The organism is Streptomyces sp. SP17BM10 (genome assembly GCF_036322405.1).
Lineage (GTDB): Bacteria > Actinomycetota > Actinomycetes > Streptomycetales > Streptomycetaceae > Kitasatospora.
Genome location: NZ_JAQYXB010000571.1, coordinates 25,216 through 40,181 on the forward strand (window position 1 = coordinate 25,216; position 14,966 = coordinate 40,181).

The window sequence follows — 14,966 nt, forward strand, 5'->3', positions numbered from 1 at the left end:
CCACCACCCCACCGCGTCGAGCAGCCGGGCGGCGGCCTCGGCGACGACGACCAGCTTGCCGAGGGTGTCGGCGCCGTGGACGGCCCGCGCGGCGGCGTGCTGGTCGAGCGAGGACAGGACGGCGGTGAGCAGCTGCCCGGGGTCGGCGCTGTGCACGGCACCCCGGAACCGCCGTCGGTCGCCGTTGCCGATCCGTCCGCCGGGCCGCCCGCGCCCGTCCGCCCGGTGGTGGGGGTCGGCGGCGTCGGCCAGCAGCACGGTGGGGTCGGGCGAGAACCCGGGCCCGTGACTTCGCCCGGCGACGACGGGGTGGGCGGCGCGGGCGGCCTTGGCCCGGTACTGGGCGGCGTCGGCGAGCCGGAACAGCCGGTCGGGAGTCGTCACGGGCCCGATCGAGTCGCCCGTCGAGGCGACCCCGCACGCCACGCCCTCCCCCTCCGCCAGCGCGAGGGCCCGAGCGCACAGCTCCTCGGCGACGGCCACGACCTCGTCGGCCTTCTGGCCCTCCGCGAGCAGGCAGAACTCGTCGCCGCCGAGCCGGGCCGCGAGGCTGCCGGGCAGTTTGGCGGCGGCCAGCGACAGTTGATGAGCGAATCGTTCCAGCAGGCGGTCGCCCATTTCGTGGCCGAGCTGGTCGTTGACCCGTTTCAGCCCGTTGACGTCGCACACGACCAGCGACACGACGGTGTTGTCCCGGTTGTGCGCCTCGAGCGCGCTCTCCAGCCGGGCGTCGACGGCACGCCGGTTGGCGAGGCCGGTGAGCGGGTCGGAGAAGGCGAGCTTGCGCAGGTCGGCGAGGCGCTCGGTCTGGGCGAGCCCGGCCGAGACCTGGGCGGCCAGCAGGGTCGCGTAGTCGGCGTCGGCCTCGGTGAACTCGGGCATCCCGGTGGCCCGGGCCAGGTACAGCTCGCCCCAGGCCTGCCCGTGCAGGACGATCGGTGCGACGACGCAGCAGCCCCGCCCGCGCCGGCGCAGCGCCGCGGCGCGCTCCTGGCAGTACGCGCCGGCGGTGGGGTGCATGTGACCGAGGTGGGGTTCGCTGTTCTCGGCGGTCTGCAGCCAGGCGCGCGGCAGCCGTCCGGTGGTCCAGCGCTCCTCCAGATAGGTGACGATCTCCGGGAAGTCGGCGACGGGGTAGGACTCGTCCTCGGGCTGTTCCTCCTCGCCGGGGGCGAGGTCGCCGTGGTTGACGAGGACCCGCAGCCGGCCGGACTCGCGGTCCCAGACGGAGACGGCGGCCATGGTGGCGCCGAGCGCCTCGGTGGCGCGGGCGGCGGCGGCCCGGACGGCCTCCAGGGGGGTGAGCGCCCCGGCCATGTCCTGGGCGAGCTCGACCACGGACTGCAGTCGCAGGTCGGGCAGGACGCCGGGCCGCCCGGGGGCGTCGCAGCCGCAGTCCGCCATGGTCGCCTCACTGCTCACCGGCTCGCCCCGTTCCCTGTGCCAGGTCCTACCGAGGGCAGCCGCACCCGTCCCGGCCGCTGCACCAAGACTATGGCGGTTTCACTCGGTTATGCCCCGTTTGACCCCATAGACCGGTCGCCCATTCGCCGCACGACGCCCCACCCCGCCCTCGGCTACCCCGCCTCCGGCCGCTTACTCAGGCTCTCGGCCTACTCCACTCCGGCTCTTCGTCCACTCCCGCTCCCGCCCACTCCAGCTCTCCGCCCACTCCGGGGCTCCGCCTACTCCGGCTTGAGCCGCCGCGACAGCAGCCAGGGCTCGACGAGCCCGAGCCCCCGCACCGGCCGCCGCCACATCGGCTGCAGGTGGAAGCGGTGCCCGGAGTCCGGCGAGGGCAGCGGCAGCCCGGAGGCCGGCATCCCGGCGGCGGCCGAGAGCGCCTCGGCGAGGCCGGGCCCGTCCGCGTCGGGCGGGGCGACACTGCCGTTGTGCTCCAGCGCGGCGGCGAACTCGCCGTCGATCAGCACGGCGTCCTTGGGCGCGATGGAGGTGAGCCGGCTGGCCAGGTTGACGGTGGTGCCGAAGACGTCGCCCATCCGGGAGGTCACGGTGCCGAAGGCCATGCCGACCCGCAGCGCGGGGATGGTCTCGTCCTCGGCGAGCGCGTCGATCAGGCCGAGCGCGATCTCGGCGGCGGTCACCGGGTCCTCGGAGACGTAGAGGATCTCGTCGCCGAGGGTCTTGATGACCCGGCCGCCCTGCCCGGCGATCAGGTCGGAGCAGGTGTTCTCGAAGGTCTCGACGAGCTCGCCGAGTTCCTCCTCCTCCAGCCGGCGGGACAGCCGGGTGAAGCCGACCAGGTCGGCGAAGCCGACGGCGAGCCGGCCACTGGTGAGCTCGTGGTCCTCGGCGGCCTGCACGACCCGCCCGGTGACGGCGGCCAGCTGGCGCCGCCAGACGTAGACGAGGAACTGCTCCAGCTCGGGCAGCAGCAGCTCGACCAGCGGGTAGGCGACCTCGGCGCGGGTGAGGCCGGGCTCGACGGACTGGGTGAGGTTCTCCAGGAAGGTGTCCATCTGCCAGCCCGCCAGCCGCGCCGTGGTCTGCCCGGTGGAGCGGGCCACCTGGATCGCCATCGACTCGCTGAGCAGGCCCGACTCGACCAGACCGGCCAGCCGGCGCAACGCGATCACGTCACCGTCGGTGAGGGCCCGGGACTGTCCGATGTCGGGAAAGCCCATCGCCCGCCAGAAGCGGGTGGCCAGCTCCATCGGGACGTCGGCGGCTCTCGCGGCCTGGTACGGGGTGTAGCGGCGCGGCGCGTCCAGGATCAGGCGTTCGAGTTCGAGCGCGACCGTCTGGTCGTGGCTGTCCGCCGTCCCGCCGCTGTTGCCGTCCTCTGCCACCGGTCCGTCCCCGTGCGGTCGCCGCACTTGCCTCGTGTCCTACCTGTCCGGGCGCCCGCCCGCCACCCGGGCGGACAGTGGCGCGCCTCACACCGCTGCCAGGTGGAATGTTCGCACGGAATCGCGTGATCCGGGGCATCCGCCCGAGTCAAGGAGAGGTGAAGAGTGCCGTTCAGCGGGGCTCGGGGCGCACGTGGACGACGTCCCCCGCGCCCACCGCGCGGCGCGCGCCCTCCGGCGTACGAACGACCAGCCGCCCGTCGCCGTCGATCGCCACCGCCTCGCCGGTGAGCTGGGTGTCACCCGGCAGGTGCACCTCGACCCGGCGGCCGAGCGTGGTGCAGCGGTCGACGTAGGCGCGGAGCAGGTCGCTCGCGTGCGGGTCGCCGGCGGCGGCCGTCCAGTCGCCGTACAGCTCGGCGAACTCGCGCAGCAGGGCGCGCAGCAGCGTGGAGCGGTCGGTGACGGCGGCGCCGGCCAGGGCGAGCGAGGCGGCGGTGGGGACGGGCAGTTCCTCCTCGCGCAGCGTGACGTTGAGGCCGACCCCGGCGACGACGGCACCCCCGCTCAGCTCGGTCAGGATGCCGCCGATCTTGCGCTCCGCGCCGTCGACCTCGACCTGGAGGTCGTTGGGCCACTTGAGCCCGGCCTCGACGCCGGCGACCCGGTTCAGGGTGCTGGCCACGGCGACGCCGACCAGGATCGGCAGCCAGCCGTACCGCTCGACCGGGACCCCCTCGGGCCGCAGCAGGACGGAGAGGAACAGCCCCGACCGCGGCGGCGCCGTCCACCGCCGGTCCAGCCGGCCGCGCGCGGCGCTCTGCGCCTCGGCGACCAGGACGGCGCCCTGCGGCGCACCGGCCAGGGCGCGGGCGGCGAGGTCGGTGTTGGTGGAACCGGTCTCGGTGACGACGTCGAGCGAGGTCCACAGCCCGCCCGGGAGCACCAGGTCCCGGCGCAGCGCGTCCTCGTCCAGCGGCGGGCGGTCCAGGTCGGTCCACGGGGAGGGCCCGGCGTGGCCGAAGCCGCGGAGTCCACTGCGGCGGGGGGTCTCGGGTGCGCTCATGGGAACGACCCTAGACGGGCGTCCCGGCCCACGCCGTCCCATCGTCCCGCAGAACGGCCGTCGACAAAACTGTGTCGCTGACCATAACGGCCGGACGTTACGTCTGGCCCTCCGTGCTGGCTACGCTACCCAACGGTAGTTCGCAGCGCCGCCCTGCCCTCCTGTGCGGGCCCCCGTTCCGGTCCGCGCGCACTCGAACAGGTCGCGGCCCAGGATCAGGGAGAGCCACCGGAATGACCGAGGCCCCGTACGACCCCCACACCACCGCGGGCAAGCTCGCCGACCTGCGGCGCAGGATCGACGAGGCGGTGCACTCCGGCTCCGCCAAGGCGGTGGAGAAGCAGCACGCCAAAGGCAAGCTGACGGCCCGGGAGCGGGTCGCGGAGCTGCTGGACGAGGACTCCTTCGTCGAGTTCGACGAGTTCGCCCGGCACCGCTCGACCAACTTCGGGCAGGAGAAGAACCGCCCCTACGGCGACGGCGTGGTCACCGGCTACGGCACCGTCGACGGCCGCCAGGTCGCCGTTTTCGCCCAGGACTTCACCGTCTTCGGCGGCTCGCTCGGCGAGGTCTTCGGCGAGAAGATCGTCAAGGTCATGGACTTCGCGCTGAAGACCGGCTGCCCGGTCATCGGCATCAACGACTCCGGCGGCGCCCGGATCCAGGAGGGCGTGGTCTCGCTCGGCCTGTACGGCGAGATCTTCCGCCGCAACGTGCACGCCTCCGGCGTGATCCCGCAGATCTCGCTGATCATGGGCCCCTGCGCGGGCGGCGCGGTGTACTCCCCCGCGATCACCGACTTCGTCGTGATGGCCGACCGGACCTCGCACATGTTCATCACCGGGCCGGACGTCATCAAGACCGTCACCGGTGAGGACGTCGGCATGGAGGAGCTGGGCGGCGCGCGCACCCACAACACCAAGTCCGGCAACGCGCACTACCTGGCCACGGACGAGAAGGAGGCGATCGAGTACGTCAAGAGCCTGCTCTCGTACCTGCCCTCCAACAACCTCTCGGACCCGCCGTCCTACCCCGAGCGGGCGGACCTCGACATCACCGACGAGGACCTCGAACTCGACACGATCGTGCCGGACTCGGCGAACCAGCCGTACGACATGCGCAAGGTGATCGAGCACATCGTCGACGACGGCGAGTTCCTGGAGACCCAGCCGCTGTTCGCCGGCAACATCATCACCGGCTTCGCCCGGATCGAGGGCCAGTCGGTGGGCATCGTCGGCAGCCAGCCGATGGACCTGGCCGGCTGCCTGGACATCAACGCCAGCGAGAAGGCCGCCCGCTTCATCCGCACCTGCGACAGCTTCAACGTCCCGGTGCTGACCTTCGTCGACGTGCCCGGCTTCCTGCCCGGCACCGAGCAGGAGTGGGACGGCATCATCCGCCGCGGCGCCAAGCTGATCTACGCCTACGCCGAGGCCACCGTGCCGCTGATCACCGTGATCACCCGCAAGGCCTTCGGCGGCGCCTACGACGTCATGGGTTCCAAGCACCTGGGCGCCGACCTCAACCTGGCCTGGCCGACCGCCCAGATCGCGGTCATGGGCGCGCAGGGCGCGGTCAACATCCTGCACCGCCGGGAGATCGCCGAGGCCGACGCCGCCGGCACCGCCGAGGAGAAGCGGGCCGAGCTCATCGCCTCGTACGAGGACACCCTGCTCAACCCGTACCTCGCGGCCGAGCGCGGCTACGTGGACGCGGTGATCGCGCCGAGCGAGACCCGCCGCCACATCGTCCGCGGCCTGCGGGCGCTGCGCGGCAAGCGCGAGGTGCTCCCGCCGAAGAAGCACGGCAACATCCCCCTGTAGGCCCACTGCCCAGAACACGGCCGTAGCGAGAGGATTGAGCCATGGCCCCGATCCACGTGCTGCACGGGCAGCCGACCCCCGAGGAGCTCGCCACCGTCCTGGCGGTGGTCCAGGCCCGGGCCGCCGCCGCGCAGGCCGCCGCCGAGGCGGCGCGCCGGGCGGGCGTCGGCCCGGCCTCCCCGTGGAGCGACCGCTCCCGTCTGCACCGCCCCGCGGTCCGTCCCGGCGTCAACGCCTGGCGGACCTCCGGCTGGGCGGGCTGAGCACACGCAGCACCCCCTGAGGAGTGGGAAGTCGGCCGGGCCGACTTCCCACTCCTTCTCCTTTTCCCGCGAGCTCCTTTCCGCGAGCACTCCGTTCCGGCCCGAATCACCCGGAACCTGAGTACGGATACTCAGGCGCCCCGCCCGGCCCGCGGCGCACCCTGGAAGGGTGCTCTGGTCAGACCCCCGCGACGAGCCCTCCCCCGAGGCCCGCCGGGTGCAGGAGAAACTGCACCGCGCCGGCCGCGTGCTCGCCGCCCTCCTCCTCGTGATCGCCGTGCTGCTCCTCCTGTGACCAGTGACCACCGCGGCTGACCCCCACCGTCGACCACCACAGCCCGCGCCGGAGACCGCCGTCGCCCCGAACGGCCGACACCCCGACCCCCTACCCTGGTGGGCATGACCGACCAGCGCGCCCTCGTCCTCGCGTCCGCCTCCCCCGCCCGCCTCGGGCTGCTCCGCCAGGCGGGGCTCGACCCGCGGGTGGTGGTCAGCGGCGTCGACGAGGACGCCGTCACCGCCGCCACCCCGGCCGAACTCGCCCTCGTCCTCGCCGAGGCCAAGGCCAAGGCCGTCGCCGCCGAACTCACCGGCGGCGAGCTCGTGATCGGCTGCGACTCCGTCCTGGAGCTCGACGGCCAGGCCCTCGGCAAGCCCGCCGACGCCGCCGACGCGCTCACCCGCTGGCAGTCGATGCGCGGCCGCTGCGGCGTGCTGCGCACCGGCCACTGCGTCATCGACACCGTGACCGGCGAGCAGGCCTCGGCGACCGCCTCCACCACCGTCCGCTTCGGCACCCCGGACGACGCCGAGGTGGCCGCCTACATCGCCTCCGGCGAACCGCTGCACGTGGCCGGGGCGTTCACCCTGGACGGCCGCTCCGCGCCGTTCATCGAGGGCATCGACGGCGACCCGGGCAACGTCATCGGCCTCTCCCTGCCGGTGCTGCGCACCCTGCTGGCCGACCTCGGCGTCCGCATCACCGACCTCTGGGCCTGAGGCCCGGATCACCGCGGCGGGACGCTCTGCGCCAGGAAGGCCAGGACGTCCGGCAGGGCGCCGTCGGCGAGCAGGTCGGCGCCGTGGCGGGCGCCCGGGTAGAGCTTGAGCGTCTTCGCGGGCGACACCGATATCGCGTACAGGTCCTTGGCGTCGCCGGCGAACGGCGAGTCGTCCTCCTCCGCCGCGAAGAACACCGGGGCCTTGATCTTCGCCACCGCGATGCGCGCGTTGTCGCCGGAGTACGCGGCCGGGCCGCTCAGCGAGACCACCGCCGCCACCGGCAGCGGGGTGGACCGCTCGGCGGCGGCCTCCAGCGAGCCGGTGCCGCCCTTGGAGGCGCCGACCAGGACCACCTCGGTGATGCCCTTCCCGCCCAGCCAGGCCAGCGCCGCCGGGACGTCCCGCGCCGGGCTGTCCGGCTCCTCGGTGGCGAGCACCGCGTACCCGGCCTTCGTGAAGGCCGGCAGGTAGGGCACCCAGTCGCAGATCGATCCGGCGAGCTGGTGCGAGAAGAACAGCGCGACCTTGGCCGTCCCGGCGTCGGACTGCCGGAAGTACCCAGGCCGCACCCCGGACACGGCCGGCACGTTGATGCTGCCCGCCCGGTTCTGCTCCTCGGTCAGGCACCCGAATCCTCGCGCCGGATCCGCCGTCGAGCTCGGCGCACCGGGTGTCACCGTCGACCCCACGGACTGGCAACCCGCTGCCACGAGCACCGCCAGCACGGCCGCCGCCACACCCGACTTCCCCGTTTTCACCGTCATTCGGCGAACGCTAGGGACCTCCTGTTGCACCGTCAATGGTCCGGACGGGCACCCCCGGCTAGGCTGTCCGCCGTTTCGAACGGGGAGGGACGGCACCGATGACCGACAGCGTGCTCAACGTCGTGCTGGGCCTGGTGGCGAGCGCCATCAGCGCCGGACTCGGCTGGCTCGCCCAGGCCCTGCGGCGGCGCCGCAAGGTGGAGCGGGTGCGGGCCTTCTTCGGCCTGCCCGCGGGGGGCGAGTGCCTGATCGTCGTGAACCGGCACGCCTCCGCGCCCAGTTCGAGGAGCGTCGCGCGCAGTGACGTCTACGCCCTCATGGAGCTGGCGGCGCTGGTCAAGGAGTGCGGCGCGCGGGCCGAGCTGGTCGCGCACGACGAGGTCCGCCAAGGTCTCGGGGACAAGGGCGAGTTCTGCATCGGCGGCCCGAGCAGCAACGAACGGACCGCGGCCCACCTGGCATCCTGGCTGCCCGGCGTCGAGTACGCCCCCTCGCCGGACGGCCGGGTGCCGGTCCTGACCGTGGGCGGCACGGAGTTCCGCCACGAGGACGAGAACGAGCCCGGCGGCGGCCACTCCTTCGCCCTGCTCGCCCGACTGCACCCGACCGCGGGCGACCGGCCGACCTTCCTGGTCGCGGGCCAGACCGCCATCGCCAACCACGCCGCAGTCCGCCACCTGGTCACCGACCACCGCAAGCTCGCCCGGCGGCACACCGAGGGCGGCTCCTTCGTGCTGGTCCTCAAGGTCGTCAACCCCAAGGCGTACGGCCCCGATGTCGTCGAACTCGCCGCCGACGTCACCGCCGACGCCCTGCGCCGGACCGCCGCGGCCGCGGCCACCGCGTGAGTGTGGCCAAGCCCACCGGCCCGCCACGCCGCCGCGCGGCGACCGCGCGGAAACCGGGGCGCGCCGGCCCCGGCGGCCCCACCTGCGAAGACGTCCGGGAGGCCGTTCACCGGGCCGCGAAACAGATCACCGTCCGTGTGGGATAGTTCACAACCTGGGGCTACTCGCCGGTACTGCCCAGGAATCCATAAACTCAACGAGGTTCAAGAAGGGAGCCACAGTGCGCAAGGTGCTCATCGCCAACCGCGGGGAAATCGCCGTCCGCGTCGCCCGGGCCTGCTCGGACGCCGGTATCGCCAGCGTCGCCGTCTACGCCGAGCCGGACCGGGATGCGCTGCACGTGCGCGCGGCCGACGAGGCTTACGCGCTGGGCGGTGACACCCCGGCCACCAGCTACCTGGACATCGCGAAGGTCCTGAAGGCCGCCGAGGACTCGGGTGCGGACGCCGTCCACCCCGGTTACGGCTTCCTGTCGGAGAACGCCGACTTCGCCCAGGCCGTCCTCGACGCGGGCCTGACCTGGATCGGCCCGCCCCCGCAGGCCATCCGCGACCTCGGTGACAAGGTCACCGCCCGTCACGTCGCCCAGCGCGCCGGTGCCCCGCTGGTCGCCGGCACCCCCGACCCGGTCTCCGGGGCGGAGGAGGTCGTCGCCTTCGCGCGGGAGCACGGTCTCCCGGTCGCGATCAAGGCGGCCTTCGGCGGCGGCGGCCGCGGCCTCAAGGTCGCCCGCACGCTGGAGGAGATCCCCGAGCTGTACGACTCGGCGGTCCGCGAGGCCGTCGCGGCGTTCGGCCGCGGCGAGTGCTTCGTCGAGCGCTACCTCGACAACCCGCGCCACGTCGAGACCCAGTGCCTGGCGGACAAGCACGGCAACGTCGTCGTGGTCTCCACCCGCGACTGCTCGCTGCAGCGCCGCCACCAGAAGCTCGTCGAGGAGGCCCCCGCGCCGTTCCTCACCCCCGAGCAGAACGCCGAGCTGTACCGCGCTTCCAAGGCCATCCTCAAGGAGGCCGGCTACGAGGGCGCCGGGACCTGCGAGTTCCTCGTCGCGGTGGACGGCACGATCTCCTTCCTGGAGGTCAACACCCGTCTGCAGGTCGAGCACCCGGTGACCGAGGAGGTCACCGGCATCGACCTGGTCCGCGAGATGTTCCGCATCGCCGACGGCGAGGAGCTCGGCTACGGCGACCCCGAGGTGCGCGGCCACTCCTTCGAGTTCCGCATCAACGGCGAGGACCCGGGCCGCGGCTTCCTGCCCGCCCCCGGCACCGTGACGCTGTTCGCGCCGCCGTCCGGGCCGGGCGTGCGCCTGGACTCGGGCGTCGAGACCGGCTCGGTCATCGGCCCCGCCTGGGACTCGCTGCTGGCCAAGCTGATCGTCTCCGGCCGCGACCGCAAGCAGGCCCTGGAGCGCGCCCGCCGCGCGCTGAGCGAGTTCAAGGTGGAGGGCATGGCCACCGCCATCCCGTTCCACCAGGCCGTCGTCACCGACCCGGCGTTCGCGCCGGAGGTGCACGGCGGCGAGGGCCCGTTCACGGTCTTCACCCGCTGGATCGAGACCGAGTTCGACAACACCATCCCGCCGTTCGCCGGTGCCCCCGGCGAGGGCGAGGAGGCCGAGGGCCGCGAGACCGTCGTCGTCGAGGTCGGCGGCAAGCGGATCGAGGTCTCCCTGCCGTCCTCCCTCGGCGTCTCGGCGGCCCCGGCCGCGGGCGCGACGGGTGCGGCCAAGGCCAAGCGCCGCGTGGGCGCGAAGAAGGCCGGCTCGGCCGTCAGCGGTGACACGCTGGCCTCGCCGATGCAGGGCACGATCGTCAAGGTCGCCGTCGAGGAGGGCCAGGTCGTCGCCGAGGGCGAACTCATCGTCGTCCTGGAGGCGATGAAGATGGAACAGCCCCTCAACGCCCACAAGGCCGGCACCGTCGTCGGCCTCAAGGCCGAGGTCGGCGCGAGCGTCAGCAGCGGCGCCGCGCTCTGCGAGATCAAGGACTGACGCCGGTCAGCGCCTGACGCAGGCCGACCAGTCGCCGACCGGTCCGTACGCCCTCGGGGTGTGCGGACCGGTCGCGTCGGCGGCGGCGATCGCCCTCACCGCCCGCGCGGGACGCCCAGCTCGGCCAGCCGGACCTGCATCCCGCCCGGCCCGGCCGGGCCGCCGTGCGCCCCGGGCCGGCGCTGGCCGGGCAGCGGGGCACCACCGGGCGGCGGCGCGGCCCGGCGCGGCAGCGGGCCGGGCTGGGTCTGGTGGACGGGTCCGCTGCCGGTGCCGTGCACCGGCGCGTCCCCGCTGGGGGCGGCGCCGAGCGGCGCCAGGTCGATCTGCACCCCGCAGTCGGCGAGGGCGTCCAGCTCGCGCGCCGAGGCGTCGTCCGAGGTCGCGTGCTCGTCGGTGACCAGCCGGGTGATGGTCTCGGTGGGCACGGTCTGGAACATGGTGTCCGCGCCGAGCTTGGTGTGGTCGGCGAGGACGATGACCTCGGTGGCCGACTGCACCAGCGCCCGGTCCACGCTCGCGGACAGCATGTTGGTGGTGGACAGCCCACGGTCGGCGGTGAGCCCGCTGCCGGAGATGAAGGCCTTGGACACCCGCAGCCCGTGCAGCGACTGCTCGGCACCGCTGCCGACCAGCGCGTAGTTGGAACCCCGCAGGGTGCCGCCGGTCATCACCACCTCCACCCGGTTGGCGTGCGCCAGCGCCTGGGCGACGAGCAGCGAGTTGGTGACGACGGTCAGGCCGGGCACCCGGGCGAGCCGGCGGGCCAGCTCCTGGGTGGTGGTACCGGCGCCGACGACGACCGCGTCGCCCTCCTCCACCAGTCCGGCGGCGAGGTCCGCGATGGCGCTCTTCTCGGCCGCGGAGAGGTGGGTCTTCTGCGGGTAGCCGGGTTCGCGGCTGAAGCCGCCGGGGAGCACCGCGCCGCCGTGCCGGCGGTCGAGGAGCCCTTCTGCCTCCAGCGCCCGTACGTCCCGGCGCACGGTCACTTCGGAGGTCTGGACGACGCGGGCCAACTCCCGGAGCGAGACCGCTCCGTTGGCGCGCACCATTTCGAGGATCAACTGGCGACGTTCTGCTGCAAACACAGAACCGACGGTAACCTGCGTGACCGTCTGCTTTCAGGCGTTTGCAGCTAGTAGCGGGAAATGCTCACGCACGAGCGGCGCGTGACCGTACAATGCGCGCCGTCAATGACCCGGGACTGCGCCCGCCGTACGGGTGAGAACCGCGCGCGCCAAAAGGGCGGTCACCGATCGGTGACCGCCCTCAACTGTGCGCCGGATACTCAGGATTCGCCTTCGGCCCGCTTGCGGATGTGCAACTGGCGGGCGGCCTCGGCGGTCGAGCCGGACACCGACGGGTAGACGGTGAAGGCGCTGGCCACCTGTTCGACGGTCAGATTGGCGTCCACCGCGAGCGAGATCGAGTGGATCAGTTCGCTCGCGCGCGGGGCGACCACGACGCCGCCGACCACGATGCCGGTGCCCGGGCGGCAGAACAGCTTCACGAAGCCGTCCCGGATGCCCTGCATCTTCGCCCGCGGGTTGCCGCGCAGCGGCAGCTTGACCTCGACCGCGTCCATCTTGCCGCACTGCACGTCGGCGGCGGTGTAACCGACGGTGGCGATCTCCGGGTCGGTGAAGACGTTGGAGGAGACGGTCTTCAGGTCGAGCGGCTGCACCGCGTCGCCGAGCGCGTGGTACATCGCGATCCGGCCCTGCATGGCCGCCACCGAGGCGAGCATGAAGACGCCGGTGCAGTCGCCGGCCGCGTAGACGCCCGGGGCGCTGGTGCGCGAGACCCGGTCGACCTGGATCTGGCCCCAGTCGTTGAGCTTGACCCCGGCCTCCTCCAGGCCCATCTCGGCCGTGTTGGGGATCGAGCCGACCGCCATCAGGCAGTGCGTGCCCTCGATCACCTTGCCGTCGGCGAGGGTGACCTCGACGCGGTCGCCGATGCGCTTGGCGCTCTCGGCGCGCGAGCGGCCCATGACGTTCATGCCGCGGCGGCGGAACACGTCCTCCAGCACCTCGGCGGCGTCCGGGTCCTCACCCGGCAGCACGCGGTCACGGCTGGACACGAGGGTCACCTTGGAGCCGAGCGCCTGGTAGGCGCCGGCGAACTCGGCACCGGTCACACCGGAACCGACCACGATCAGCTCGCGCGGCAGCTCCTCCAGGTCGTACACCTGGGTCCAGGTCAGGATCCGCTCGCCGTCCGGCTGCGCGTCCGGCAGCTCGCGCGGGTGGGCGCCGGTCGCGATCAGCACCGCGTCGGCGCGCAGCGAGTGCACCGTGCCGTCGGGGGCGTCCACGAGCACCTCGCGGGAGCCGTCCACCGCCTGGCCGCCGGCGCCGAGCCGGCCCCGGCCGCGCAGCACGGTGACCCCGGCGCGGGTGACCGACTGGGTGATGTCGTGGGACTGGGCGATCGCCAGTCGCTTCACACGGCGGTTGACCTTGCCCAGGTCCACGCCGACGACCTTGTCGCCGTGCTCGCGCGCGTCCCCGTCCCGGGCGACGGTGATGCCGAGCTCCTCGTAGGAGCTGTCGAAGGTGGTCATCACCTCCGCGGTCGCGATCAGCGTCTTCGACGGAACGCAGTCCGTGAGCACCGCCGATCCGCCCAGGCCGTCGCGATCGACGACGGTCACCTCCGCGCCGAGCTGAGCGGCGACCAGAGCCGCCTCATAGCCGCCGGGTCCGCCACCGATGATCACGATCCGAGTCACGCTCACCATTGTCCCGCACGCCCGGAGCGCTGCCACGCCGGGGTACGGGCTTCTGTGCGATCGCCCAGTCGCCGTAGTCTGGCCCGCATGCCCCTTTACGCCGCGTATGCCACGAACCTCGATGCCCGGCAGATGACCCGCCGCGCCCCGCACTCCCCGCTGCGCGGAACCGGCTGGCTGGACGGCTGGCGGCTCACCTTCGGCGGCGAACAGCTCGGTTGGGAGGGCTCGCTGGCCACCGTCGTCGAGGACGAGAAGGACCAGGTCTTCGTCTCGCTCTACGACATCGCGCCGATGGACGAGGAGGGCCTGGACCGCTGGGAGGGCGTCCAACTCGGCATCTACACCAAGATCCGGCTTCGCGCGCACACCCTGGACGGCGAGATCCCGGTCTGGACGTACGTCCTCGACGACTACGAGGGCGGCCTGCCCGCGGCCCGCTACCTCGGCCTGATCGCCGACGCGGCGGAGAGTGCCGGCGCGCCGGACGACTACGTGATGGACCTCCGCCGCCGGCCCTGCTGACGCGCCGCCGGACCCATCCGGGGACCCGCTGGACGGCCGGTGCGGAACTGTCGATACCGACGAGGCGGGTCACCCGAAAAGCGCCACCGAGCTGTGCTTTCGGGTCAACCGGGTAACGATCCGGCACGCCGCGCGGGATTTTCTACGCGCGTAGTCGATTCCCGTCTATCCTCGGAACCGTGAACGCTACTCCTCAGTCGGTCGTCTCCGCCGACCCCTACGCCGCCGCCCAGGCCGCCGCCGCGCGCCTGCGCGAGCTGACCGGTGCCGAGCGCCACGACGTCGCCCTGGTGATGGGATCCGGCTGGGTGCCGGCCGCCGACGCCCTCGGCGAGACCGTGGCCGAGTTCCCGGTCACCGAGCTCCCGGGCTTCCCCGCCCCCGCCGTCGCCGGCCACGCCGGCAAGATCCGCTCGGTGAAGATCGGCGACAAGCGCGCCCTGATCTTCCTCGGCCGCAACCACTACTACGAGGGCCACGGCGTGGCCACCGTGGTCCACGGCGTGCGCACCGCCGCCGCGGCCGGCTGCGGGATCATCGTCCTGACCAACGGCTGCGGCGGCCTCCGCCAGGGCTGGGTCCCCGGTCAGCCGGTGCTGATCAGCGACCACATCAACCTGACCGCGGACTCCCCGATCGTCGGCGCCAACTTCGTCGACCTCACCGACCTGTACTCCAAGCGCCTGCGCGCCCTGTGCCGCGAGGTCGACCCGTCCCTGGACGAGGCCGTCTACGTGCAGTTCCGCGGCCCGCACTACGAGACCCCGGCCGAGGTCAACATGGCCCGGGTGATCGGCGGCGAGCTGGTCGGCATGTCCACCACCCTGGAGGCCATCGCCGCCCGCGAGGCCGGCGCCGAGGTGCTCGGCATCTCGCTGGTCACCAACCTGGCCGCGGGCATCACCGGCGAGCCGCTCAACCACGAAGAGGTCCTGGAGGCCGGCAAGGCCTCGGCCGAGCGCATGGGCGAGCTGCTGGGCAAGGTCCTGGAGCGGATCTGACCCCGCCCGGCGCACAATCGTGAACGACGGGGCCCGCGGGCGGCCGTGATCCCGCTGATCACACCCGCCCGCGGGCCCCGTCCTCATGCGCACACCTTCTTTGCGGAACCCTCCGGCCGACACACCGACGCACT

13 protein-coding genes and 1 pseudogene are annotated in these 14,966 nt (G+C 73.1%); 8 read left to right on the forward strand and 6 right to left on the reverse strand.

The window, feature by feature from the left end:
* Positions 1–180 precede the first annotated feature (180 nt).
* From PUR71_RS15405 to PUR71_RS15415, 3 genes and pseudogenes are all read right to left on the reverse strand, one after another.
* A pseudogene (locus tag PUR71_RS15405) lies at positions 181–1,317 on the reverse strand (diguanylate cyclase domain-containing protein); the annotation flags it as partial.
* Positions 1,318–1,685: 368 nt separating this feature from the next.
* On the reverse strand, positions 1,686–2,810 hold the full coding sequence (locus PUR71_RS15410) for an adenylate/guanylate cyclase domain-containing protein (protein WP_329927554.1): 1,125 nt from the start codon (positions 2,808–2,810) through the stop codon (positions 1,686–1,688).
* 172 nt (positions 2,811–2,982) lie between these two features.
* The gene (locus PUR71_RS15415; protein ID WP_329927555.1) at positions 2,983–3,876 is read right to left on the reverse strand and encodes a biotin--[acetyl-CoA-carboxylase] ligase; all 894 of its coding nucleotides are present in this window, start codon (positions 3,874–3,876) and stop codon (positions 2,983–2,985) included.
* A 233-nt stretch (positions 3,877–4,109) separates the two neighbouring features.
* On the opposite strand from PUR71_RS15415, the gene PUR71_RS15420 reads away from it, so the two are divergent.
* The 4 genes from PUR71_RS15420 (at position 4,110) to PUR71_RS15435 (ending at position 6,961) form a co-directional block, all read left to right on the forward strand.
* Positions 4,110–5,699, forward strand: coding sequence for an acyl-CoA carboxylase subunit beta (locus PUR71_RS15420; protein WP_329927556.1), 1,590 nt, complete (start codon positions 4,110–4,112; stop codon positions 5,697–5,699).
* Between the two features lie 41 nt (positions 5,700–5,740).
* Positions 5,741–5,962, forward strand: coding sequence for an acyl-CoA carboxylase subunit epsilon (locus PUR71_RS15425; protein WP_329927557.1), 222 nt, complete (start codon positions 5,741–5,743; stop codon positions 5,960–5,962).
* A 169-nt stretch (positions 5,963–6,131) separates the two neighbouring features.
* A complete protein-coding gene (gene mmpB / locus PUR71_RS15430) occupies positions 6,132–6,257 on the forward strand; it encodes a morphogenic membrane protein MmpB (protein WP_329927558.1) in 126 nt (41 codons plus the stop codon).
* Positions 6,258–6,361: 104 nt separating this feature from the next.
* On the forward strand, positions 6,362–6,961 hold the full coding sequence (locus PUR71_RS15435; RefSeq protein WP_329927559.1) for a Maf family protein: 600 nt from the start codon (positions 6,362–6,364) through the stop codon (positions 6,959–6,961).
* Between the two features lie 8 nt (positions 6,962–6,969).
* Here PUR71_RS15435 and PUR71_RS15440 read toward each other — a convergent pair whose 3' ends face one another.
* Positions 6,970–7,728, reverse strand: coding sequence for an alpha/beta hydrolase (locus PUR71_RS15440; protein WP_329927560.1), 759 nt, complete (start codon positions 7,726–7,728; stop codon positions 6,970–6,972).
* 98 nt (positions 7,729–7,826) lie between these two features.
* Between PUR71_RS15440 and PUR71_RS15445 the strand changes: the two genes are divergently transcribed.
* Entirely contained in the window at positions 7,827–8,576 is a 750-nt protein-coding gene (locus PUR71_RS15445; protein WP_329927561.1) for a hypothetical protein, read from the forward strand.
* A gap of 220 nt (positions 8,577–8,796) precedes the next feature.
* Positions 8,797–10,572, forward strand: coding sequence for an acetyl/propionyl/methylcrotonyl-CoA carboxylase subunit alpha (locus PUR71_RS15450; protein ID WP_329927562.1), 1,776 nt, complete (start codon positions 8,797–8,799; stop codon positions 10,570–10,572).
* A gap of 95 nt (positions 10,573–10,667) precedes the next feature.
* On the opposite strand, the gene PUR71_RS15455 is transcribed toward PUR71_RS15450, so the two are convergent.
* Both PUR71_RS15455 and PUR71_RS15460 read right to left on the reverse strand, forming a co-directional pair.
* Positions 10,668–11,624: a DeoR/GlpR family DNA-binding transcription regulator gene (locus PUR71_RS15455; RefSeq protein ID WP_443077459.1), complete on the reverse strand. Its 957-nt coding sequence runs from the start codon at positions 11,622–11,624 to the stop codon at positions 10,668–10,670.
* A 236-nt stretch (positions 11,625–11,860) separates the two neighbouring features.
* On the reverse strand, positions 11,861–13,315 hold the full coding sequence (locus PUR71_RS15460) for an NAD(P)H-quinone dehydrogenase (protein WP_329927564.1): 1,455 nt from the start codon (positions 13,313–13,315) through the stop codon (positions 11,861–11,863).
* A gap of 78 nt (positions 13,316–13,393) precedes the next feature.
* Here PUR71_RS15460 and PUR71_RS15465 point away from each other — a divergent pair, with 78 nt between their 5' ends.
* Positions 13,394–13,831 carry a gamma-glutamylcyclotransferase gene (locus PUR71_RS15465; RefSeq protein WP_329927565.1) on the forward strand — a complete coding sequence of 146 codons (438 nt, stop codon included), beginning with the start codon at positions 13,394–13,396 and terminating at the stop codon, positions 13,829–13,831.
* A 179-nt stretch (positions 13,832–14,010) separates the two neighbouring features.
* Complete coding sequence (locus tag PUR71_RS15470; protein WP_329927566.1) at positions 14,011–14,832, forward strand: purine-nucleoside phosphorylase; 822 nt, start codon at positions 14,011–14,013, stop codon at positions 14,830–14,832.
* The last annotated feature ends 134 nt before the right edge of the window (positions 14,833–14,966 follow it).

Excerpts from the sequence above, each read along its gene's own strand:
- PUR71_RS15415 (WP_329927555.1), bottom strand. The coding sequence starts at position 3,876 with ATGAGCGCACCCGAGACCCCCCGCCGCAGTGGACTCCGCGGCTTCGGC.
- PUR71_RS15420 (WP_329927556.1), top strand. The coding sequence starts at position 4,110 with ATGACCGAGGCCCCGTACGACCCCCACACCACCGCGGGCAAGCTCGCC.
- PUR71_RS15425 (WP_329927557.1), top strand. The coding sequence starts at position 5,741 with ATGGCCCCGATCCACGTGCTGCACGGGCAGCCGACCCCCGAGGAGCTC.
- PUR71_RS15435 (WP_329927559.1), top strand. The coding sequence starts at position 6,362 with ATGACCGACCAGCGCGCCCTCGTCCTCGCGTCCGCCTCCCCCGCCCGC.
- PUR71_RS15440 (WP_329927560.1), bottom strand. The coding sequence starts at position 7,728 with ATGACGGTGAAAACGGGGAAGTCGGGTGTGGCGGCGGCCGTGCTGGCG.
- PUR71_RS15445 (WP_329927561.1), top strand. The coding sequence starts at position 7,827 with ATGACCGACAGCGTGCTCAACGTCGTGCTGGGCCTGGTGGCGAGCGCC.
- PUR71_RS15455 (WP_443077459.1), bottom strand. The coding sequence starts at position 11,624 with ATGGTGCGCGCCAACGGAGCGGTCTCGCTCCGGGAGTTGGCCCGCGTC.
- PUR71_RS15460 (WP_329927564.1), bottom strand. The coding sequence starts at position 13,315 with ATGGTGAGCGTGACTCGGATCGTGATCATCGGTGGCGGACCCGGCGGC.
- PUR71_RS15465 (WP_329927565.1), top strand. The coding sequence starts at position 13,394 with ATGCCCCTTTACGCCGCGTATGCCACGAACCTCGATGCCCGGCAGATG.